This is a genomic window from Bradyrhizobium sp. HKCCYLRH3099 (assembly GCF_051167855.1).
Classification (GTDB): Bacteria; Pseudomonadota; Alphaproteobacteria; order Rhizobiales; family Xanthobacteraceae; genus Bradyrhizobium.
In genome coordinates, this window is record NZ_JBNPTW010000022.1 from 120,430 (window position 1) to 140,396 (window position 19,967).

Below are 19,967 nucleotides of genomic sequence, written 5' to 3' on the forward strand. Positions count from 1 at the left end.
ATCGGCGGCGGCAATCTGGTGACGCATCTCGCCGGCAAGAGCACGCAGATGTATCAGGCGCTGCACGGCGTCGGGGCCCGGCTCGGACGCATGGACTCCTACGGCTGGCGTACGCTCACGCGGGTTCCCACGCCGCACGATTTCGATGCTGCGATGCTGGAGGCACATCAGAACGGCATCATGCCGCTGATCCTGCTCGAGTACGAGGGCAGCTATCAGTTCCTCAATCCGTCCCAGCCGATCGGCTCCTATCAGGATTGGTTCGCCGCCGGGCAGGCGATGGCGAAGCGTTTCCGGCCCGGCGGAGACTGGGGCCGCGAAAACGGTATTCCTGACTGGGGCGCCACCGTCTTCACGGCGATCAACGAGCCGGACGTGCAGGCGACGATCCCGCGCAAGGACTATCATGATGCGCTGGCGGGCCTCGCCGACGGCGTTCACAGCGTGGATCCCAAGCTGCGCGTCGTTCCCGGCGGCTTCGCGACCTGCAACTCGCACGGTGACGCGACGCTGCGCGGCTACGGTCCCGCGATTGCCGATCTGCTCGAGGACGGCCGGCTCGACGGCATCGATCTGCATACCTACTACAATGACAAATGGTATCCGATGACCCGCGGCCGAGCGTTCTCGGTGCAGACCTGTTTCGATCGCATCAAGCAGGCGATGGGCCTGACCCGCGAGATCAATTTCTATGCGACCGAGTTCAACGTGGCGCGCGCCGGCGCCTGGGAGGACGAGCAGGTCGCGGCCAGATTGTTTCTGAGTGCGATCTGGGACCAGCTCGCCGTGGTCGGAAAGGATGGCCGCGCGCCGGTGTCCGTGCTGGCCTTCCCCTGGAATCTCTGGGATACGCCCGACGTCGATGGGCTCGCTTATGCGATGGCGGCCGGAGACAAGCCCTGGAGTCCGGAGGCCCGTAGTCTGGTGACGAAGACCGTGCTTCAGCTCGCTGGACATATGCGGATCGTGTCCATCGACCGCCGTCTGGCGCTGTACCGGCTGAGCGGGCCGGACGCGGATCTGATCGTATGGCAGAACATCGCCGGCTGGACCGACCGGCCCGGTCGCGCGGTCGAGCTCGATTTGCCGGAATGGACGCGCAGCGTCGAGGTGTGGGCCTGGGACGGGCTGCAGCGGCGGATCGAAGCCAGGCCCGGCCGGTTCTTCGTCGACGGCCTGAATGCCAATGAGACCTACATGTTTCGCGTGCCAAGGCCGTAGCGTCACCCTCGATCGCAGGTCTCGTTCGCCTCGAGCGATCGACCCGGGAAGCGGGTTTCACGCGCTTCGTTAACTCGATGGTAAGGGCACTCCCAGGTACCACAGCGTCCGGTGATCATTTGACGATAATTGCAGTCATGATGGGTCCATCATGGAACCGGGCGTGAGCCGAGCGCCTCTTTGGGGTGAAGCTGGAATGCAGCCGGTCAAGAAGGCTGAGATCGCGAACGACGGGACGCCGCAGGCCGTGACGGGTGTACGCATCCGCGAGATCACGGCCGCCGATCTGCCGGCCGTCGCCGCGCTGCTGACACGCGGATTTGCCTTTCGCAGCGAGGCCTATTGGCTGCGCGGGCTCGATCGCCATGCGCAGCGCGCGCGGCCGGCGGGCTTCCCCGCCTTCGGCTATTGTCTCGATCATGGCGGCGTGCCCGTCGGCGTGATCCTGCTGCTGTTCTCCAATGTGCAGGCCGAGGACGGCCAGACGATCGTCCGCGCCAACGTGTCGAGCTGGTATGTCGAGCCGGCGTTCCGCGCCTTCAGCTCGATGCTGGTGCGTGCCGCGACGCGCGACAAGACGGTGACCTATTTCAACATCACACCGGCGCCGCACACCTGGCCGCAGGTCGAAGCCCAGGGCTTCAAGGTGTATTGCAAGGGCCAGATCTACGCCGCGCTGGCATTGTCGCGGCCGCTCGCCGATGTCACGGTCGCGGAGTTCGATGAAGGCGATCGCGCCGGCCTCAGCTCCTACGAGGCCGAGTTGCTGCGGCAGCACGCGGCTTGGGGCTGCCTGAGCGTGGTCGTGCGTCACTCCGGCACGGCGCATCCGTTCGTCTTCCAGAAGCACCGCGTGAAGAACGTGCTCCCGATTGACCGGCTGCTATACTGTCGCGATCTCGGAGACCTGGTGCGGTTCGCAGGCAATCTCGGCCGCTTCCTGGCCCGCCGCGGCGGCCTCCTGGTGCGCATCGATGCCAACCAACCCATGGCTGGCCTCATCGGATGGTATTCAGCGAAACGAGGCCGCAAATATGCCAAGGGTCCCCATCCGCCCCGCCTCGGCGATCTTGCCTTCACAGAGGCCGCGCTGTTCGACGGGTAGGATCCCATGAGCGAACCGTCAGCGCCTCGCTCCCTGTTGGTCGCTCGCCCGAACCCATGGATCGCGGCCGCCTTCTTCGGGCGGGGATTGGCCGTCCACAGCAGAGCTGATCCCTAGCTACGGAGCGTCGAGAGGTTGTCCTTCTGACAGACCGAGCCCGAGCCGGTCGTGTCCCCGGGCGTGGTGTAACTCGGTATAGCAAAGCCGTCCGCCCGCGCGCTCCCCCATAGCGCCGTAGCGGGTGGACGGCTTTGCGGTGGTCACCGGCGATTGCCCGGAGGGTCGGGTTGCTGACACCAACCTGATTCGAGGAACCACCGATGACCGACGAGATGATGAACCTTCGCGCGCTCGTGGAGAAGGCCCCGGACGCCGATCTTCTGCGCGAGATGATCGGCTTTGCCGCCCAGCGGTTGATGGAGATGGAGGTCGCCGGGCTGACTGGAGCGGCTTATGGCGAGAAGAGCTCCGAGCGTCTGGCGCAGCGCAACGGCTACCGTGACCGGACCTGGGAGACGCGTGCCGGTGCGGTCGAACTGCGTATTCCCAAGCTGCGCAAGGGAAGCTACTTCCCAGGCTTCCTGGAGCCGCGCCGGATGGCCGAGAAGGCGCTGACCGCCGTGATCCAGGAAGCCTACGTCCAGGGAGTCTCGACCCGTTCGGTCGACGACGTCGTGCAGGCGATGGGGATGAGCGGCATCTCCAAGAGCCAGGTGAGCCGGCTCTGCGGCGAGATCGACGATAAGGTGAAGGCTTTCCTCACCCGACCGATCGAGGGCGATTGGCCGTATCTGTGGATCGACGCCACCTACGTGAAGGTGCGCCAGAACGGGCGCATCGTCTCGGTCGCGGTGATCGTTGCGATCGGCGTCAACAGCGACGGCCGGCGCGAGGTGCTGGGCCTGACGTGCTCGCTTATATGAGCTTCCCGGCACAGCACCGCGCCAAGCTGCACTCGACCAATCCAATCGAGAGGGTCAATGGCGAGATCAAGCGCCGCACCGAGGTCGTCAGCATCTTCCCAAACGAGGAAGCCATCGCCCGTCTCGTCGGTGCGATCCTGCTCGAGCAGAACGACGAGTGGGCCGTCCAGCGCGCCCGCTACATGACGCTGGAAACGGTCCCTCACCGATCTGTTTGGCGTGACCGTTTCAGCTGGCACGATTGGGCAGATGATCGCCCGTGCCGCCAGCCGGACGCAGGACTACGCTGCGGCGGTCTACGAAGAGATCCGCCGGGCACCGGTCAAGCATCTGGATGAGACCGGGTTTTGGGTGGGGACGAGGCCGCAATGGCTGCATGTCGCAGGCACTGTCGGAAGCAATGGGCTGGTGCATTATCGGGTATCCCGCAGGCGAGGGGAGGTGCTGACGCAAGCGGCGCATATCGTGATGCACGATCACTGGACATCCTACTTCCAGATGCCGGGCGTTACCCATGCGCTGTGCAATGCGCATCATCTGCGCGAGTTGACGTCGCTGGTCGACATCGATGGCGAGGCCTGGGCCCGGCGCATGCGCACCTTGCTTCGCAAGCTGTGCCACGAGGTCAATCTCGCGCTCGAGCGTCCGGCCGGCCAGACAGGCGCGCTGCCTCCCGACAAAATCCGCGCCGCCGAGCGGCAAGATGACCGCATCATCCGCGACGGCATCGCTTAGCTCAAGGCATTTCCCGAATTGCCTCGCAACGTCAAACGGGGGCGGCTCAGACGGCGCACTGGCCATATCTCCTGTTGCGGCTCAAGCTGCACAAACAGGCGGTGCTGCTGGTCCTGCGCAACCCGGCCGTGCCATTTACCAACAACGAGGCCGAGCGCGATGCCCGCATGATGAAGTTGCGGCAGAAGATCCCCGGGGGCTTTCGCACCTCACGAGGCGCAGAAAACTTCGTAACGCTCCGGACCCTGATCGGCACCGCTCGAAAGCGCGGATGGAACATGCTCGAAACATTGGCCCTCTGCCCCACACAGCTCATCCATAAAATCCGCCTCGTTTGACCGAGCGACGGTCTGGCGCTGTCGGTCCAGGAGACCTTGAAGCGCGATCCGCATGGCGGCCAACTGTTCGTGTTCCGCGGCCGCAGCGGCGGGCTGATCAAAGTGCTGTGGCACGACGGCCAGGGCATGTGCCTGTTAGCCAAGCGGCTGGAGCGCGGCCACTTCATCTGGCCACAGGCTGTGGACAGAGCTGTGACGATCACGCCGGCGCAGCTCGGCTATCTGATCGAAGGCATCGATTGGCGGCATCAGCAGCGGACGTGGTGCCCGGAAGCTGTTCGTTGAGTGCTTGAACGTCACGGCACTGATGCGTGCCGGGCGGAGCTGTGATTCCATCCTTGATGATGATCACAGCCGATTCGCTCCCCGATGTTGTCGCAACGCTGAAGGCGCTGGTGGTCGCCGGCCAGGCGGCGCAGCTCGCGGCGGAAGCAAAGGCGCGCAATCTCGAGGCCGACGTCCGCGCCCGCACGCTGCTGATCGAGCAGATGAAGTTCACGATCGCCAAGCTCAAGCACAGTCAATCCTCCGAGCGCGCCTCGGTCTGAAGAGGGCGCCGATCGCGATCGAAGCGATCGCGAAGATCGACGCCATGTTTGCAATCGAGCGCGAGATCAAGGGTCTACCGGCCCACGAACGCAAAGCCGTGCGCGACGAGCGCAGCCGACCGCAGGTCGAGAAGCTTCATACCTTCCTGCACGAGCGCTGCGCCAAGCTCTCCGGCAGGAGCAGACCGCCAAGGCGATCGACTACAGCCTCAAGCGCTGGGAGGTGTTTACGCTCTTCATCGATGATGGCTGTCTGTGCATGACCAACAACGCGGCCGAACGCGAGCTGCGCGCCGTGGCCGTCGGCCGCAAGGACTGGACCTTCGCCGGCTTCGACGATGGCGGCCGCCGTGCCGCCGCTATCGCTACTCTCATCCAAACCGCAAAGCTCAACAACGTCGACCCGTAGGCGTGGCTTGCCGACGTCCTCGCCAGGCTGCCCGATCATCCGGCCAGCAGGATCGCCGACCTGCTGCCCTAGAGCTGGAAGCACACCGCCATCCCTGCTGCTGCCTGATCTAGCCGATCAATCGTCCATCCGCGCGGGCTGCTCCGCCTGTGGTCTTCACCGGAAGCTTGGCGGCACATTGCTGCCGGGCTCTGAATCGAACGATGAAGGATTTAGGTATCATCGAGGCTTAGACCTTGGGATCCCGGCAAGTAGGCTTAGCTAACACTGGCGCCAAACGTAATGCATGAGGTCATGGTCGTGGTGCAATTTGGGGCGTTGCCATTGCGCGCTCTTCTGCCGCCGATACTGCCTTCTCGTCCGAATGAATCTGATAAGCCTCAGCTGTGCTATTGCCATCGGTAAGCGCGACGCAGCAGCGTCACATCGGCTATTTCCGATTCTCACCAACGTCGAAAAGACGAAAAGCCTCAATTCGAGTGATGTTGCGCACAGCGAGGTGTCTATGCATGGCTCATCGTGTCCGGGCAACGGAGGAGATGAGCCATGTCCTATGTCTTCGAGATCACGCTGGCGGCTGTGCTGCTGTTCTTTCTGTTCCTGCCGATCACCGATCGCAGAACCGTCATGATGAAGGTCGTCATGATGGTGGCTGCCATCTTTCTGTTTGCGGCCACCCTCGTCATTCCGCACGCGGTCGGATCGTCAGCACTGTTGGTCCAGGCATCGCTGATGACGGGACATTGATGCGCCCGTGCCGCTCGGTCTGGCCGGCCCTTCAAGCTGTGCGCGCATGACCGGTTCGGTAATTGGCAGCGCGGCTGACCTCGTGTAGCACGAGGGCGGATGTCATGCACACGGGGACGTCGGATGCCCGCTCTCGCTTCTGTCCTACTTGCCGCCCTGAAGGATCACGGTGCCCGGGAGATCTTCGGCATTCCCGGCGATTTCGTGCTGCCGCTGTTCAAGGTCATCGAGGAGAGCAACATCCTGCCGAGCGTGACGCTCAGCCATGAGCCGGCGGTCGGCTTCGCGGCGGATGCGGCCGCGCGCTATCATGGCGGCCTCGGCGTGGCGGTCGTGACCTATGGCGCCGGTGCGTTCAATGTCGTCAACGCGGTCGCCGGCGCCTATGCCGAGCGCTCGCCGGTGGTGGTAATCGCGGGCGCGCCCGGTGCGCGCGAGCGCGTTTCCGGCTTCCTGCTGCATCACCAGGCGCGCACGGTCGACACCCAGTTCGCGGTGTTCAAGGAGATCACCTGCGACCAGGCGGTGCTCAGCGATCCCGCGACAGCGCCGGCGCAGATCGCGCGCGTGCTGCGCAGCGCACGGGAGATGTCGCTGCCGGTGTATCTCGAATTCCCGCGCGACATGGTCGACGCCGAGGTCGAGGCGGTGGTGCCGCTGCCGCCGCGCCGCGCCAATCGCGAGGCGCTCGACGAATGCGTCGACGAGATCCTGGCGCGCATCGGCCGTGCCGAGCGCCCGGTGATCGTGGTCGACGTCGAGATCCGCCGCTATGGCGTCGAGGACCGCATCGCGGCGCTGGCGCGCAAGCTCGGCCTGCCGCTGGTCACGACCTTCATGGGCCGCGGGCTGCTCGACAAGGCCGACGACGTCGTGGCCGGCACCTATCTCGGCGCCGCGGGCAATCCGGCGATCACCCAGCTGGTCGAGGACGCCGACCTGGTGTTGATGCTCGGCGTCATTCTCTCCGACACCAATTTCGCGCTGTCGAACCGCGCGCCGGATCCGCGCCGCATGATCCTGGCGGCGAGCCGCGAGGTGCAGATCGGCCATCACGCCTATCGCGACATGCCGCTCGGCGATCTCATCGACGCGCTGGAGGCCCGCGCCACGCCGCGTGCGCCGAGCCCCGGACCGCTCCGGCAGCGCTCCGTCTATCCGCGCGGCCTCGTTGCCGACAGCCAGCCCATCGCGCCCTCGGACATCGCCACCGCGATCAACGACATGTTCGACCGCCACGGCCGCATGCCGATGACCTCGGATATCGGCGACTGCCTGTTCACGGCGATGGAGATCGACAACACCGCGCTCGCCGCGCCCGGCTACTATGCCGGCATGGGGTTCGGTGTGCCCGCCGGCATCGGCGTCGCCGCCACCGGATTGCGGCCGCTGATCCTGGTCGGCGACGGCGCCTTCCAGATGACCGGCTGGGAGCTCGGCAATTGCCGCCGCTATGGGCTCGATCCGATCGTCGTGCTGTTCAACAATTGCAGCTGGGAAATGCTGCGGGTGTTCCAGCCGGAATCGCGCTTCAACGACCTCGACGATTGGCACTACGCCGAGATTGCCAACTCCATCGGTGGGGCCGGCGAACGTGTCGGAACGCGCGCCGAACTCGTGGCGGCGCTGCAGCGCGCCGTGCAGCGGCGCGGACAGTTCTCGCTGATCGAGGTGATGCTGCCGCGGGGCAAGACCTCGGACACCCTGGCGCGCTTCGTCGCCGGGTTCAAATCGGCCCGTGAGCGCCTGGCCAGGGGATGACGCGACGATCCGAACGCGATCGGCCAAGCCAGCCTATTGCAGCGCCTTGTCGTGATTCCCGAGCCCCACCGCCTTGTAGTCATAGGTCGGATAGAATTCGGTTCGATAGGCGCCCCAGGCGGTGGTTTCGAAGATGCGGTTGACCTCGCGCAGGCGCGAGGCCGCGAGACGGAGCGTCACCACCTGGCCAACCCCCATCATGACGTACCAGCTGACCACCTCGACGCCGGCCGGCGGGAACGCCTTGTAGAAGCCCTGACGCTCGAGCTGCGCGTTGAGCTCGCTCAGGGGGCGCGACTGATCGTGCTTGAGGAAGACGGTCAGCAGCACGGCATTGTCGGCCGTCGGCGCGGCGGTCGCGGGCTCCGCGACGCTCTGTGCGCCACCGTCGGAACTGACAAGCGCGGCGCATCCCAGCGCCAGCGCAACCAGCAACATCCTGCTCGCTTTCATGTGTCTCTCCATTGTTCTCGCCGACCGAAGCAGGGTACGCGACCGCGTCATCGGGCATGTGACATGCCGCGCAGCTCAACCACGCTTCATTGAAACCGTCCAGCGATGATCCGGATCCTGCGGCGGCGAAAGAGCGCTCGCATGAGCGCAGCCTGACCGATGTCGGCGCGCGGCGCCGCTTGGGGAGGGGCGAGCGGCGTGCCCGGGACTCAGCCGGTCGCCGAGCGCAGCGCCGATTTGATCGCGTCGCGGCCCTTCCAGGCGAAATAGCTGAGGCGGTCGCCGATCGAGCGATGGCCGCGCAGCCTGTTCGACCCGAGCACGTGTCCGACCTCGGCCGGGAAGCGCTTGATCTCGGCCTGTACCATCCTGTCGGTGTTGCTGAGAATGGTGGCGAGGCGCGTGCCCCAATCCGAGTCCTCGATGCGATCGATGCGGACCTGGATGGCGTATTCGATATCGTAGATGCTGGTCAGGATTTCCTTGGCGGTCACGACGCGGTTGTTCTTCAAGGCAATCCGCAGCGCGAGCCGCTTGTCCTCGAGCTGGTCGAGCACCATCGGCACCGTCAGGGCGTAAGGCGCGGTGATGACATCGGCCACGTTCTTCGAGCGCGCCGCCTTGGTGGCCAGGCGCATCACCTGCCATGGCTCCTTCAGGCGCTTGGCGACGAGCGTTAGCGCGAATGGGACGGCTTCGGGCTCCTTCTTGCGCAGGCCGTCGAGCAGCAGCGCCATCTTCTTCACCTGGGGATCGTCGAACTCGGCGATCCGGTCCGGCAGCGAGTCGGCGAACTTTGCCAGCTCTTCGCGCGCGCGGAGCGCCTTCATCAGCTTGATGACGTCGTCGAACACGGAGGGCGAGGCGGTGTAGGCCTTGAGCTTCTCGCGCACCTGTTCGATGCCGTCGGCCCGCGACAGGGTGCCTTCCAGCGACTTCGTCACCTTGGTCTGGAATGCGTTTGCGACCTGCCGGCATTCACGCTGCTTGTCCCCGGCGATCAGCTCGCGCATCTGCGCGTTATAGTCCCGCGCCATGGTCGGGAGCAGATCCCGCGAGATCCATTCCCAGATCGGCGTCAGGGAGCCCCGGGCGATGCGGCCTTCATTGGCATGTTCAGGCGAGCCGTCGATCAGAAGCTGCTCGATCGGCATGAAGAAGTAGCGAGAGGGATTGATGACGCGGTGGCCGCCGGCGCCGTTGTTGTTGCGGATCTCCGCGCGCAGCCGCGCCTGCAGGTCGGCTGACCCCGGCATGTCGACGCCGCTCAGTTCGAGCCGCTCGAGCTCGCTGAGCAGACAGCTTCGCGTCAACGGTGATAACCGCTGCAGGAATTCCCAGATCCGGTCGACCGGTCCCATCGGCGTCAGGCTATCGGCTGTCAATCATGAGTGCTCATCTCCACGGACGAGAACGGGGCGCATGGAATCACGAAACAGTTGGTGCCGGATTAATATCAGTAAACAATCGTAGAAATGCACGCTGTCGTGGATTGGATCGTCAGGGGTGCGCGGCCGCCTGGCGAACGTCTTTCGCGCTTTCGCCGGGTTAACGTTTTCGATCGCAACTTATGGGGGAATTTCTCCACGCTTGCGGGAGGTTGCGGAAGAATCCCGTATTGTTACGGACGGCAATGTTAACCATGTTAAAGTTGCCGGCGGGCCAGGATGGGGCATGACACAGCTGAGCAACAGCGTTTCGGACGATCGCGCCGCCTCCCTGTCCGGCGGCCAGAGGGTTAACGAGCCCGGCTTTCCGGCCGCCCGTCAGGGCGCGTTGCGCTCCAACCATTCCGACGAGCATGACGTGGTCGCCCTGGCGCGCCAGCTCAACGGCTCGCTTACCGCACTGATGCTCTACATGGGCGAAATCAAGCAGCGCAGTGACGAGATCGCCAAGGCGCCCGGCGAGCGGCGGCATGTCCAATTGGTGGTCGACAATGCGCTGCTGCAGACCGAACGGGTCTGTGCCCTGGTTCATCAGATGGCCGGTGCGAAGAATCAGTTCGCCCCGCCTTCACAGACGCCGCCGGTCGATGAACAGGGCACGGCCCGACAGCCCGGCCGCGCCAGCAAGTCGCTCACGCCCCGCGAACGCGAGGTTCTCAAGCTGATCAGCGAAGGTAACTCCAACAAGGAAGGGGCCTTGCGCATGGGCATCAGCCCGCGCACCTTCGAGAGCCATCGTGCGGAGGCCATGCGAAAATTGGGCGCGCGAAACACCGCCGAACTGGTCCGCGCGGCCCTTCTCAATCCGATCGGGTGAACGCGGCACGTGCAGGCGGCCGATCGCCGCCGGCTGATCTATTCGAACGATGACGACACGCGCCGCTATCCGATCGGGCCCGCCTCAGGCGGCCGATCGGACAGCGGCTGCTTGTGTGGCCGTGGGCTTAGAAATAATCTTCGGCGAAAGGGCGAACCCGCGAGGTCGGCCGCAACGGCGCTTGCGCCTTGGGAGGGGTCGGCACGATCGTGATGGTCCAGCGCGGCGGAACGCTCGCTTCCTTTTCCATCACTGAACGGACGTGGCCGGTGATTGTTGATCCGCCGGACTTCACGGTCGCCGTCCGGCCGTTGAACTGCGCAATTCGGAAACGCCTGACTTCCTTCTGGTCGGCGGTTTCAAAGGTAAACATGGGACACATCTCCTATGTGAGCCCAAGTCTCGCAGCTCATGATTAGTTGATCGTGAAAATCATGAGCCGTAGAAGTACGGCGTCAACTCATTGTAAGGGAATATACCCATTGCGCTTCGCGAATCCGTCGACTTGAAGTTGTCGAAAATCGTCGCGGTCATTGTGATGTCGCTACGCGGACCGTGGACGCGTGTCGGGGCCAGAAGCGCAGAGACCGGCGGATACTCGGCGCTCCGCCCGCGAACGGCCTCATTCTCAATATTGCAGCTCCTGAGCACGGGCGGCCGCATAGGCGGCGTCGATATTGTCCAGCAGCTCGATGTACTCTCCCTCGGAGAGGCGTGGTGCGTTCTTCTCGAGCGTCAGCGCATAGCTGGCGAGCCTTCGATAGCCGAAAGTGCCTGCGGCGCTCTTCAGCGAATGCGCCTCGCGCCCGATCTTGATACGCTCGCTGTCGAGCGACAGTTTCCGGAACAGTTTCAGCCGGGCGTCCGTCTCGCTGAGGAACACGTCGCGGATTTCCTGCGCCGCGTCGTCGCCGATCTCGCCGACCAGCTCCGCATAGGCGTCGCGATCGAGCGCCGGCTCGGGAGCGACGTCCGTTTCGGGAGAGAGGTCGGGCCCGCTGGCGTCCGGATCCGCCGGGACCAGTGACGCGGTCTCGGCGCCCGCCAGCTCGATGGCCGGGGCAGGCAGGGGCAGCACGCGCAGGATCGCCTCCACCAGCGCCTTCTTGCGCGCCGGCTTGACGACGAAGTCGTTCATCCCGGCCTCGCGGCAGGCGCGAATGTCCTCCATGAAGGCGTTCGCGGTGAAGGCGATGATGGGCACGTTGGATCGGCGCTCGCCGCGCGCGCGGATGGTCCGCGTCGCCTGGAAGCCATCCATCTCCGGCATGCGCACATCCATCAGGATGAGGTCGTAGTTGAAGCGGCTGGCCGCCGTGACGGCCTCCGTGCCGTCGCAGGCCGTGTCGGTCTGGACATCGAAATCCTTCAGCATCTTGGTCGCGACAAGCCGGTTGGTCGGATTGTCGTCGACGACAAGCACGCGCAGCGGCCGGCCGAAGGCCGCGATCCTGTTCTGCAGCGAGGCGTAGATGCTGTCGTCGTTCTGCTCGGGCAAGGCCACCGTCTCTGCGATCGGCAAGGTCAGCCGGAACGAAAAGGTCGAGCCGCTGCCGAGCGTCGATGTCACCTTGATCTCGCCTCCCATCTGTTCGGTGAGGCGCTTGCAGATGGCAAGTCCGAGTCCGGAGCCGCCGAAGCGGCGGCTGATGGAGTTGTCGGCTTGGACGAAATTGGCGAACAGGGAGCCGATCTTGTCGGCGGCGATGCCGATGCCGGTGTCGGTCACTGTCCATTCCACGGTTGCCTTTTCGGCGTCCTTGTCGATGCAGCGCGTGGTGACGACGACTTCGCCGGACGACGTGAACTTCACCGCGTTGGACACGAGGTTCAGCAGGATCTGGCGAATGCGGCCGGCGTCTCCGACCAGCGCGGGCGGCACCGCTGGATCGCTGACATTGCGGAGCTTGAGATCCTTGGCGGACGCCCGCGGCCCGATGATGCTCAGCGTGTTGTGAACGAGGGCTTCGGCGGAGAAGGCGATGTCTTCGAGCGACAGCTGGCCGGATTCCAGCTTGGAGAAGTCGAGGATGTCGTTCAGGATCTCGAGCAGATTGTCGCCGGCATTGTGGATGGCCACGACCGAGCGGCGCTGCTCGGGATCGAGATTGGTCTCGAGCAGGGTCGTTGCGAGGCCGAGCACCGCGTTCATCGGCGTGCGGATCTCGTGGCTCATCATCGCGACGAAGGTCGATTTCGCGGCATTGGCGGCTTCCGCGGCGTTGATCAACTGCTCGTGCCGTTCCCACCAGCGCGAGATCAGCACGGCCGCGGCCAGCACCGCCACGGCGGTCAGCAGGGAGGTGATGACGAGCAGGATGGCCATCGCCCGCCATTCCTTCAGGACGTGCTGCTCGGGCACGGACACCACGATCATGGCCGGATAGTTGGGCAGCATCTTTGCCGCCCGCAGACGCATCTCGCCCGTCCGCGTCGATGGCTCCCGCAGCACGCCGCCGGCCGAGAGTGCGCGCTGCCCGAAGCCGGAGGTCGCTCGCCCGATCTCGCTCGTCGGCGGGAAATGCGCGAGCAGGATGCCGTCGTCGCGGACCAGCGACACCGAGGCATCCAGGCCGAGCGCGGTCGAGCCGAAGAAGTTCTCCAGATGGGGCACGGACATCGCGCCGAGCATCATGCCCATGAACGCGCCGGCGGAGTCATCCAGCCGGCGGGCGAAATAGATGTTCCAGGTGCCGTCGCCGCGGTTCTGGACCGGCTTGCTGACGAAGGTCTGCAGCGCGGGATCGGCCTTCAGCGCCTTGAAGTAGTCGCGGTCCGAGATGTTGACGTCCGGAATCGGCCAGTAGCGCGAAAAGTTCAGGAGCTTGCCTTGCGCATCTATCAGGGTCACGGCATCGATCTGCGGCAGTCCCGCGATCTTTTCCTTGAGGAGGAGATGGGTCTGATAGTCGGAGGCGATCTTGTGATAGGCTACAGCGTCGATCGCGCCGCCGCGCGCCAGATAGTCGCGGACGCTGGTGAGCACCAGGTCGACCGACTTGACGGAGCGGTCGGCGTTCTCGGCCAGCGTGAGGCTGTGCCGGCTGAGATCCTCTTCGGCGTGCTGAAGCGCGTTCTCGCGCAGATTGGACAGGAAGAACAGGTTGCTGCCGGCAATGACGCAGATGAGGATGAGCGCGATTGCCGCAGGCGCTCCCAGAAAACGTTTCTTGTTGCTCATCACCAGCTACCAGCCCGCGGTCCTGACCATCCGTCGCAGATCGGTCTCCTGCGCGATCTGCTTCAGCGTCTCCCTCAGACGAACGACATCGATCGGCTTGGAGAAGGCAGGATAGACGTTCAGCTCGAGAAAATTCCCGATACGAACCGAGGCGTTGAGCGCATCCTTCTCGGACGCGCTGATGATCAGCACCGGTCCGCGGAACTTCAGCTCGGCGAGACGATCGAGAACCTCGGTCCCGGACCGTTCGCCGAGCGACAAGTCCAGTGTGACGCAATCGAAATGCCTCTTCTGCAGAACGCTCGAGGCGGCATCGACGGAATTCACGCCCGTGGTGTTGAAACCAGACTGGGATGCGATCTTCCGTAAGATCGACTGATGCACGTCGGCGTCTTCGATCACGAGGAGTTCGTTGCGCATGAAGCCCTGTCCCCTTGCCATCCTGGAGGATTTGACGGCAAGCAGGCCATGTCTAACGGGCGCCTCTGACCCCCTCGTAAATTTTGGTTTCCGTACAACTACGGGAAGCAAGGCAGGGGCCGCCACGCGCGCCGATCGCAGGCCGTGCGATCTTCAGCCCGGCAACAAGGAAACGGCCGGACAGGTCCGGCCGTTGCGCATCATTCGGGGGGCAGCCGGATCAGTCGGCGGGGCCGAACACGGCTTCCATCTTGGTCTTCAACGTCGCCGCATTGAACGGCTTGACGATGTAGTTGCTGACCCCGGCCTTCTTGGCGGCGATGACGTTCTCGGTCTTCGATTCGGCCGTGATCATGATGAACGGCGTTTTCGACAGTTCCGGGCTGGCGCGGACCTCGCGAAGCAGGTCGTAGCCGGTCATCGGCTCCATGTTCCAGTCGGAGATCACCAGCCCATATTTCTTCGCCTGCATCTTGGCGAGGGCGGCCGATCCGTCGTTGGCGTCGTCGACGTTTTCAAATCCGAGCTGCTTCAGCAGGTTGCGGATGATCCGAATCATTGTGGCATAGTCATCGACCACCAGAATCGGCATCGACAGATCAAAGGCCATGTCATTACTCCGCGCGTTTGGTCAAAAGCCGAACACGGGCGAGATATTTCAGCACGAAGATGATTCGACGCTTCTTGGAACTCGCGCTCGTCAGCACATCGACAATTATCAGCGCCCGTTGAACAGCGCGTTAATTCCGTGCGGGCGAACGGGGCGGATCGTGCGTAAGGCCGTAGTTGTACGGAGGCGGGGCCGCCCGGCAGTTGATCGCTGAAAGAAACCGCTCTCAGGGCAGCGGGCGCGGGCGCACCAGTTTTTCGTACTGAGCCTTGACGGCGCCGTAGCATTCGCAGGCCGTCTTCTTCAGCCCGTCGATATCGATGATCTCGATATGACCGCGGCTGTAATGGATGAAGTCGGCCTGTTGCAGCGTGCTCGCCACCAGCGACACGCTGTTCCGCCGGGCGCCGATCATCTGGGCCAGCGATTCCTGGGTGATGTAGAGCTTGTTGCCGCCGGAGAGGTCATGCGTCTGCAGCAGGCAGCGGGCAAGGCGGGATTCAACCGTATGGGCAGCGTTGCAACCGGCGGTTTGCTGGCTCTGCACGTAAATGGCGAGTGCATGGCGAAGGATGGCCGCGCGGAACGTGGAGCTCTGCTCCGCGGCGGCACGCACCCTGTCGATATCGACGACCGACGCGCTGCCCGGCACCAGCACGGCCGCACTGTTGAGCACGAGCGGGTCGCCGCCGCCCAGCAGCGACATGCCTCCGAAGAAGCTGTCGCGCCCGATCATCGCGACTTGCACACGCTCTCCGCGTGCGAGATTGACGACCAGCGAGATGACGCCACGATGGGGAAAATAAATCCGCGTCAGCTTTTCGCCGACTTCGGCGAGAACGGAATCCTGCACGAGATCGACCGTCCGCAAATAGGGGCGGATGAGCTCGAAATCCTCGTCAACCAGCGATGACAGGAAGCCGTTGGGAGAACGCAAGCTGGGGTCCAAAGCCATCTCCTGCATTGCAGCGACTGAGCCTCGCAGATCTCGATGCACTCAAGGTTCCTTAAAACTGCGCCCCATCGGCTGACAAGAGAAATAACAAGCTGTCACGCGCCATGGTTCCCTCTGTGCTCGTTGGTGTGCAGATGTGCGTGAAAATGTCGTGGAAGATTGGTCCGCCGAAAAACGCGGCGGAGAGCCAGCTACGTGAGTGCCGCTTGTATACAGATCGCATCCAAGCTTTCTCTCCCTCGTCATCACTCGAAGCGCATGATTGCTCGAATGGCTCGCGTCCTCTCGCCCTCGCCGTGGCACGGCGGCATGCCACCGCGATTGACAGCCGACATCTTGAAGCCAAAATCGCTAATAACCGCGCTGATTCGTTGACGGATATTTTCATGTCCGATGCAACCCTGTGCTCCTGAACGGCGGCTTCGGCCGAGGTTCGGCGACCGACGATGATGTAGCAGTCGTCCTGCAACAGCAGGACTTGAGCAGGGGGCTGATTGCGCATCCGGCCGGAGCGCGATCGATGGTCAGCAACGAGGCTGAGCTCCTCCGCATCGAGGCTGCATGCCGCCATCGCCTTGGTTCGTTCGCGTCATCCCGGCAGGTCCGCCGTTTCCCAAACAGGTAGCTCAGGATTTCATGGCCTCTTCCTCCCACCAACGGTCCGCCTCGTCATCGCCGTCGCCGAGCAGCAGTGTCGACGTGTCGGAGTCGGAATCGTCCGGCGTCAATCCTGGAATGGCCATCGTCGGTCAGGTCGCCGGCGGACTGCTGCACGACTTCAACAACATCCTCACGGTGATTACAGGCACCATCGACATTCTCGCCGAGGCGGTCGAGGACAAACCCGAGCTCGCAGCGGTCGCGCGTTTGATCGATGAGGCAGCCACGCGCGGCGCACGATTGACGTCGCAGCTCTTGTCTTTCGCGCGTGGCCGGCCGCCGCGGCCATGTGCGGTCGAGTTGAACGAACTTCTGGTCGATGTCGGCCGTCTGCTTCGTCCGACCTTGGGCACCCATGTCGAGGTGACGACCTCGGTGGCGGCGGATGTACCGTCCGTGTACGCAGACCCCGGCCAGCTGATGGCGGCCCTGCTGTGTCTTGCCATCGGCGCGCGCCACCGGCTCGAACATGGCGGCCGGATCGACATCGATGCGAGGCGCATCAGCGATGGCGGCGCCGCGGTCGAAGACCCTCGCGCCGACGTGCTGATCGTGCTCACCGCATCGGTGAACGCGGACGGCGTCTCGCCGTCCGAGCCGATCTTCTCCGAGATCAAGCTGGTGGACGACTTCGTGCGGCGCTCGAACGGACGATTGGCGTTGAAGGAGCCGCACGACCGGACGGCGTGTGTCGAAATCGTCCTTCCGCGCATGGACCGAGAGCCCTCCTAGCCGGCAGGCCGTTCCGCGCCATGGTTAGCGGCGCCCTAACGGCAGCGTCGCGCCGCGATCGCGCGGCCAGGCCCGCCTGCGCAAGACTGTGCCATCGAGACGCGAATTCCGGCCGTTTTCTCGTATTTTACCAAGCCGATTAGCAGCAAGTTAGGATTAACGGCGGAGGCGGGTGCCTCGCGTCGCAGTTCCTGGATCGATTTAAGGAACGGGTAGGATTCCGCGGCCCAGTGTCGCATATCGCCGACAGAATGGTGCGGCGATGTCTACTCGTGTTCATCCAGAAGGGAATGACAATGTCAGGTATCGTACTCTCTGCGTCGGTTCGCCAGAACCTGCTCTCGCTCCAGTCGACGGCTCAGCTCCTCGCCACCACGCAGAACAACCTCTCCACGGGCAAGAAGGTCAACTCGGCTCTCGACAATCCGACCAACTTCTTCACCGCCCAGGGTCTCGACAACCGCGCTTCCGACATCTCCAATCTGCTCGACGGCATCGGCAACGGCGTGCAGGTTCTGCAGGCCGCCAACACCGGCATCACCTCGCTGCAGAAGCTCGTCGACAGCGCCAAGTCGATCGCCAACCAGGTGCTGCAGAGCGCGGTCGGCTACTCCACCAAGTCGAACGTCGTCTCCTCGGCTCTGACCGGCGCGACCGCCAGCGACCTGCTGGGCTCCAGCGCGACCGCGGTGACGGGCTCGGTTGTCAACAACGACAACACCTCGTCCGCCTCGGCGATCACCGGCTCGACCAAGCTGTCCGGCACCGCAGGCACGGCGTCGAACAACCTGGCCACCGGCATCACCTCCGGTGAAACGCTGGTCGTCAACGGCACCACCTTCACCTTCGTCACCGGCACAACCTCCACCGGCACCAGCATTGGTATCGGCGACTCCGTCAGCAACCTGCTGTCGGCGATCCAGACGCAGGCCGGCGTGACCGCTTCGGTCACCGCGGGTGCGATCACCCTAACGCCGCCGGCGGCAGGATTGACCGTCTCCGGCAGCTCCGGCACCTTGGCCAAGCTCGGCCTGTCGGCCACCGGCAACGCCTTGGCGGGCCAGACGCTGACGATCGCGGCGACAGGCGGAGGAACGGCGACCAGCTTCACGTTCGGACTAGGAACAGGGCAGGTCAAGTCGCTGAGCGACCTCAACAGCAAGCTCGCGGCCAACAACCTCCAGGCCACGCTCGACTCGTCGACCAACAAGCTGACGATCTCGACCACCAATGATGCGGCGTCTTCGACGATCGGCACCATCGGCGGCACGGCGTTCTCCGTCAGCGGCAACGCCTTCAACGGCGCCACCGTTGCGGCTCCCGTCGTGGATTCCACGGCTCAGTCGCAGCGTTCGAGCCTGGTCTCGCAGTACAACAACGTGCTTGCGCAGATCAACACGACCGCGGCCGACGCTTCGTTCAACGGCATCAACCTGCTGAACGGCGATACGCTGAAGCTGACCTTCAACGAGACCGGCAAGTCGACGCTGTCGATCACCGGTGTCACGTTCAACTCGGCGGGCCTCGGCCTCTCGAGCCTGACCTCGGGCACCGACTTCCTCGACAACAACTCGGCGAACAAGGTGATCGGCGTCCTCAACACCGCCAGCTCCACGCTGCGGTCCGAGGCCTCGACGCTGGGTTCGAACCTCTCGGTCGTGCAGGTTCGTCAGGACTTCAACAAGAACCTGATCAACGTGCTGCAGACCGGTTCGTCGAACCTGACTCTGGCCGACACCAACGAGGAAGCGGCCAACAGCCAGGCGCTGTCGACCCGCCAGTCGATCGCGGTGTCCGCGCTGTCGCTCGCCAACCAGTCGCAGGCGAGCGTGCTGCAGCTCCTGCGCTAAGGCGCGGTCAGCACTCATCAACATCGGAGGCGGCGGGGCTTTCCCCGCCGCTTTCGGCTCCAAGCTCCGGACATGACGTCGCCACGCATCGACCTGTGCGGCGGATGAGCCGAGAAGCCAAGCACGCGAGCAACGTCGTATCGCGCCGACCCAGCCTGCCGACGACGCCGCTCCCGCGAGGAGCCTCCCGGGCGAGACTCCTGAGAGGAGATCTGCGTATGCCCTTGCGGGTCGAGCTGAAGCCGTTTGAACGGATCGTGATCGGCGACAGCGTCATCGTCAATTCGAATACGCGCGCCCGTTTCATCGTCGAGGGCGATGCGCCCATTCTCCGCGAGCGAGACACCGTGACGGCCGAAACGGCCGATACACCGGCCAAGCGTCTCTATCTTTGCGTCCAGACGATGTATCTGAAGAATGACACGATCCGCTATCGAGCGTCCTATCTCGCCTGCATGAACGAATTGCGCAGGGCGCTTCCCCATGCCGCGGGGCAGGCCGAGGTGGTCGATCGCCATGTCACTGAAGGCTCCCTCTACAAGGCTTTGAAGGAGATTCGGACGCTGTTCGAGCGCGAGGATTGCCCGGCCGTCCACGCCGAAGCCGCGCCCTGAGCCCCCCGCCGGAGCGCCCTCGGCGCCGGTGTTAAGTTCCGTATTAGCACGGACACTAAAATTAACGGGACGGATAAAAGCCCGGCCTAACGATGGCAACGAGGAAAGTCCGTTGAGCCGAGCCAGACGGCGGTTGGGTATGCGCTGCATGGCGAAGGCACCGGACCAACCGTCGCTCTGACAGGATCAGCGGTCGCCCGCGATCGCCGCACCAATTCTTGGAAGGCCAGTTTCATGGACGATCTGTTGCGTGAGTTCCTGACGGAGACCAGCGAGAGCCTGGATACCGTCGACAATCAGTTGGTGCGGTTCGAGCAGGAGCCGAACAACGCCAAGATCCTGGATAACATCTTCCGGCTGGTGCACACGATCAAGGGGACCTGCGGCTTCCTCGGCCTGCCGCGGCTCGAAGCGCTGGCGCATGCCGCCGAAACCCTGAT

The 19,967-nt window shown here is 64.1% G+C and carries 21 protein-coding genes and 3 pseudogenes; 17 read left to right on the plus strand and 7 right to left on the minus strand.

Going from position 1 to position 19,967, the window contains the following annotated elements; all coding sequences use genetic code 11:
* Positions 1 to 48: 48 nt before the first annotated feature.
* The 12 genes and pseudogenes from ACQR1Y_RS30570 (at position 49) to ipdC (ending at position 7,787) form a co-directional block, all read left to right on the plus strand.
* A complete protein-coding gene (locus ACQR1Y_RS30570; protein WP_434879316.1) occupies positions 49 to 1,221 on the plus strand; it encodes a hypothetical protein in 1,173 nt (390 codons plus the stop codon).
* Positions 1,222 to 1,417: 196 nt separating this feature from the next.
* The gene (locus tag ACQR1Y_RS30575; RefSeq protein ID WP_434879237.1) at positions 1,418 to 2,326 is read left to right on the plus strand and encodes an acyl-CoA acyltransferase; all 909 of its coding nucleotides are present in this window, start codon (positions 1,418 to 1,420) and stop codon (positions 2,324 to 2,326) included.
* A gap of 320 nt (positions 2,327 to 2,646) precedes the next feature.
* Positions 2,647 to 3,449, plus strand: a pseudogene (locus tag ACQR1Y_RS30580) (IS256 family transposase); the annotation flags it as partial.
* Positions 3,450 to 3,498: 49 nt separating this feature from the next.
* Positions 3,499 to 3,984, plus strand: a complete 486-nt coding sequence (locus ACQR1Y_RS30585; protein WP_434879236.1) for an IS66 family transposase — start codon at positions 3,499 to 3,501, stop codon at positions 3,982 to 3,984.
* Between the two features lie 17 nt (positions 3,985 to 4,001).
* On the plus strand, positions 4,002 to 4,322 hold the full coding sequence (locus ACQR1Y_RS30590) for an IS66 family transposase (RefSeq protein WP_434894328.1): 321 nt from the start codon (positions 4,002 to 4,004) through the stop codon (positions 4,320 to 4,322).
* Between the two features lie 18 nt (positions 4,323 to 4,340).
* Positions 4,341 to 4,607: an IS66 family insertion sequence element accessory protein TnpB gene (gene tnpB, locus ACQR1Y_RS30595; protein ID WP_434894329.1), complete on the plus strand. Its 267-nt coding sequence runs from the start codon at positions 4,341 to 4,343 to the stop codon at positions 4,605 to 4,607.
* Positions 4,608 to 4,663: 56 nt separating this feature from the next.
* The gene (locus ACQR1Y_RS30600) at positions 4,664 to 4,870 is read left to right on the plus strand and encodes a hypothetical protein (RefSeq protein ID WP_434879235.1); all 207 of its coding nucleotides are present in this window, start codon (positions 4,664 to 4,666) and stop codon (positions 4,868 to 4,870) included.
* 11 nt (positions 4,871 to 4,881) lie between these two features.
* Positions 4,882 to 4,940 (plus strand): annotated as a pseudogene (locus tag ACQR1Y_RS30605) (hypothetical protein); the annotation flags it as partial.
* A gap of 69 nt (positions 4,941 to 5,009) precedes the next feature.
* Positions 5,010 to 5,279, plus strand: a pseudogene (locus tag ACQR1Y_RS30610) (IS66 family transposase); the annotation flags it as partial.
* A gap of 27 nt (positions 5,280 to 5,306) precedes the next feature.
* A complete protein-coding gene (locus ACQR1Y_RS30615; protein ID WP_434879313.1) occupies positions 5,307 to 5,351 on the plus strand; it encodes a hypothetical protein in 45 nt (14 codons plus the stop codon).
* 474 nt (positions 5,352 to 5,825) lie between these two features.
* A complete protein-coding gene (locus ACQR1Y_RS30620) occupies positions 5,826 to 6,026 on the plus strand; it encodes a hypothetical protein (protein WP_434879234.1) in 201 nt (66 codons plus the stop codon).
* A 123-nt stretch (positions 6,027 to 6,149) separates the two neighbouring features.
* Complete coding sequence (gene ipdC, locus ACQR1Y_RS30625; protein ID WP_434879233.1) at positions 6,150 to 7,787, plus strand: indolepyruvate/phenylpyruvate decarboxylase; 1,638 nt, start codon at positions 6,150 to 6,152, stop codon at positions 7,785 to 7,787.
* A 33-nt stretch (positions 7,788 to 7,820) separates the two neighbouring features.
* Here the strand turns inward: ipdC and ACQR1Y_RS30630 are convergent, their stop codons facing one another.
* Together ACQR1Y_RS30630 and ACQR1Y_RS30635 are read right to left on the minus strand one after the other, a co-directional pair.
* Positions 7,821 to 8,240, minus strand: a complete 420-nt coding sequence (locus tag ACQR1Y_RS30630; protein ID WP_434879232.1) for a hypothetical protein — start codon at positions 8,238 to 8,240, stop codon at positions 7,821 to 7,823.
* Between the two features lie 209 nt (positions 8,241 to 8,449).
* Positions 8,450 to 9,601, minus strand: a complete 1,152-nt coding sequence (locus tag ACQR1Y_RS30635; RefSeq protein WP_434860414.1) for a hypothetical protein — start codon at positions 9,599 to 9,601, stop codon at positions 8,450 to 8,452.
* Positions 9,602 to 9,914: 313 nt separating this feature from the next.
* Between ACQR1Y_RS30635 and ACQR1Y_RS30640 the strand changes: the two genes are divergently transcribed.
* Positions 9,915 to 10,505 carry a response regulator transcription factor gene (locus ACQR1Y_RS30640; protein ID WP_434879312.1) on the plus strand — a complete coding sequence of 197 codons (591 nt, stop codon included), beginning with the start codon at positions 9,915 to 9,917 and terminating at the stop codon, positions 10,503 to 10,505.
* A 127-nt stretch (positions 10,506 to 10,632) separates the two neighbouring features.
* On the opposite strand, the gene ACQR1Y_RS30645 is transcribed toward ACQR1Y_RS30640, so the two are convergent.
* From ACQR1Y_RS30645 to ACQR1Y_RS30665, 5 genes are all read right to left on the minus strand, one after another.
* Complete coding sequence (locus ACQR1Y_RS30645) at positions 10,633 to 10,878, minus strand: hypothetical protein (protein WP_006614403.1); 246 nt, start codon at positions 10,876 to 10,878, stop codon at positions 10,633 to 10,635.
* A 255-nt stretch (positions 10,879 to 11,133) separates the two neighbouring features.
* Positions 11,134 to 13,686, minus strand: a complete 2,553-nt coding sequence (locus ACQR1Y_RS30650; RefSeq protein WP_434860256.1) for an ATP-binding protein — start codon at positions 13,684 to 13,686, stop codon at positions 11,134 to 11,136.
* Positions 13,687 to 13,692: 6 nt separating this feature from the next.
* Positions 13,693 to 14,106 (minus strand): response regulator, encoded by a 414-nt coding sequence (locus ACQR1Y_RS30655; RefSeq protein WP_434860255.1) that lies wholly within the window; start codon positions 14,104 to 14,106, stop codon positions 13,693 to 13,695.
* A gap of 220 nt (positions 14,107 to 14,326) precedes the next feature.
* A complete protein-coding gene (locus ACQR1Y_RS30660; RefSeq protein ID WP_434879231.1) occupies positions 14,327 to 14,716 on the minus strand; it encodes a response regulator in 390 nt (129 codons plus the stop codon).
* 226 nt (positions 14,717 to 14,942) lie between these two features.
* Complete coding sequence (locus ACQR1Y_RS30665; RefSeq protein WP_434860254.1) at positions 14,943 to 15,665, minus strand: Crp/Fnr family transcriptional regulator; 723 nt, start codon at positions 15,663 to 15,665, stop codon at positions 14,943 to 14,945.
* Positions 15,666 to 16,307: 642 nt separating this feature from the next.
* On the opposite strand from ACQR1Y_RS30665, the gene ACQR1Y_RS30670 reads away from it, so the two are divergent.
* The 4 genes from ACQR1Y_RS30670 to ACQR1Y_RS30685 all read left to right on the plus strand — a co-directional run.
* A complete protein-coding gene (locus ACQR1Y_RS30670; protein WP_434879230.1) occupies positions 16,308 to 17,063 on the plus strand; it encodes a histidine kinase dimerization/phospho-acceptor domain-containing protein in 756 nt (251 codons plus the stop codon).
* 296 nt (positions 17,064 to 17,359) lie between these two features.
* A complete protein-coding gene (locus ACQR1Y_RS30675) occupies positions 17,360 to 18,913 on the plus strand; it encodes a flagellin (RefSeq protein ID WP_434879229.1) in 1,554 nt (517 codons plus the stop codon).
* 218 nt (positions 18,914 to 19,131) lie between these two features.
* Positions 19,132 to 19,527 (plus strand): flagellar biosynthesis repressor FlbT, encoded by a 396-nt coding sequence (flbT, locus tag ACQR1Y_RS30680; protein ID WP_434860250.1) that lies wholly within the window; start codon positions 19,132 to 19,134, stop codon positions 19,525 to 19,527.
* Between the two features lie 234 nt (positions 19,528 to 19,761).
* The coding region (locus tag ACQR1Y_RS30685) for an Hpt domain-containing protein (RefSeq protein ID WP_434879228.1) at positions 19,762 to 19,967 on the plus strand (206 nt) is incomplete at its 3' end.

What these genes read in the sequence shown, in the direction of transcription:
- ACQR1Y_RS30570 (WP_434879316.1), top strand. Translation starts at nt 49, where the DNA reads ATGTATCAGGCGCTGCACGGCGTCGGGGCCCGGCTCGGACGCATGGAC.
- ACQR1Y_RS30630 (WP_434879232.1), bottom strand. Translation starts at nt 8,240, where the DNA reads ATGAAAGCGAGCAGGATGTTGCTGGTTGCGCTGGCGCTGGGATGCGCC.
- ACQR1Y_RS30635 (WP_434860414.1), bottom strand. Translation starts at nt 9,601, where the DNA reads ATGGGACCGGTCGACCGGATCTGGGAATTCCTGCAGCGGTTATCACCG.
- ACQR1Y_RS30660 (WP_434879231.1), bottom strand. Translation starts at nt 14,716, where the DNA reads ATGGCCTTTGATCTGTCGATGCCGATTCTGGTGGTCGATGACTATGCC.
- ACQR1Y_RS30640 (WP_434879312.1), top strand. Translation starts at nt 9,915, where the DNA reads ATGACACAGCTGAGCAACAGCGTTTCGGACGATCGCGCCGCCTCCCTG.
- ACQR1Y_RS30575 (WP_434879237.1), top strand. Translation starts at nt 1,418, where the DNA reads ATGCAGCCGGTCAAGAAGGCTGAGATCGCGAACGACGGGACGCCGCAG.
- ACQR1Y_RS30645 (WP_006614403.1), bottom strand. Translation starts at nt 10,878, where the DNA reads ATGTTTACCTTTGAAACCGCCGACCAGAAGGAAGTCAGGCGTTTCCGA.
- flbT (WP_434860250.1), top strand. Translation starts at nt 19,132, where the DNA reads ATGCCCTTGCGGGTCGAGCTGAAGCCGTTTGAACGGATCGTGATCGGC.
- ACQR1Y_RS30585 (WP_434879236.1), top strand. Translation starts at nt 3,499, where the DNA reads ATGATCGCCCGTGCCGCCAGCCGGACGCAGGACTACGCTGCGGCGGTC.
- ipdC (WP_434879233.1), top strand. Translation starts at nt 6,150, where the DNA reads ATGCCCGCTCTCGCTTCTGTCCTACTTGCCGCCCTGAAGGATCACGGT.
- ACQR1Y_RS30655 (WP_434860255.1), bottom strand. Translation starts at nt 14,106, where the DNA reads ATGCGCAACGAACTCCTCGTGATCGAAGACGCCGACGTGCATCAGTCG.
- ACQR1Y_RS30675 (WP_434879229.1), top strand. Translation starts at nt 17,360, where the DNA reads ATGTCAGGTATCGTACTCTCTGCGTCGGTTCGCCAGAACCTGCTCTCG.
- ACQR1Y_RS30670 (WP_434879230.1), top strand. Translation starts at nt 16,308, where the DNA reads ATGGCCTCTTCCTCCCACCAACGGTCCGCCTCGTCATCGCCGTCGCCG.
- ACQR1Y_RS30600 (WP_434879235.1), top strand. Translation starts at nt 4,664, where the DNA reads ATGATGATCACAGCCGATTCGCTCCCCGATGTTGTCGCAACGCTGAAG.
- ACQR1Y_RS30650 (WP_434860256.1), bottom strand. Translation starts at nt 13,686, where the DNA reads ATGAGCAACAAGAAACGTTTTCTGGGAGCGCCTGCGGCAATCGCGCTC.
- ACQR1Y_RS30620 (WP_434879234.1), top strand. Translation starts at nt 5,826, where the DNA reads ATGTCCTATGTCTTCGAGATCACGCTGGCGGCTGTGCTGCTGTTCTTT.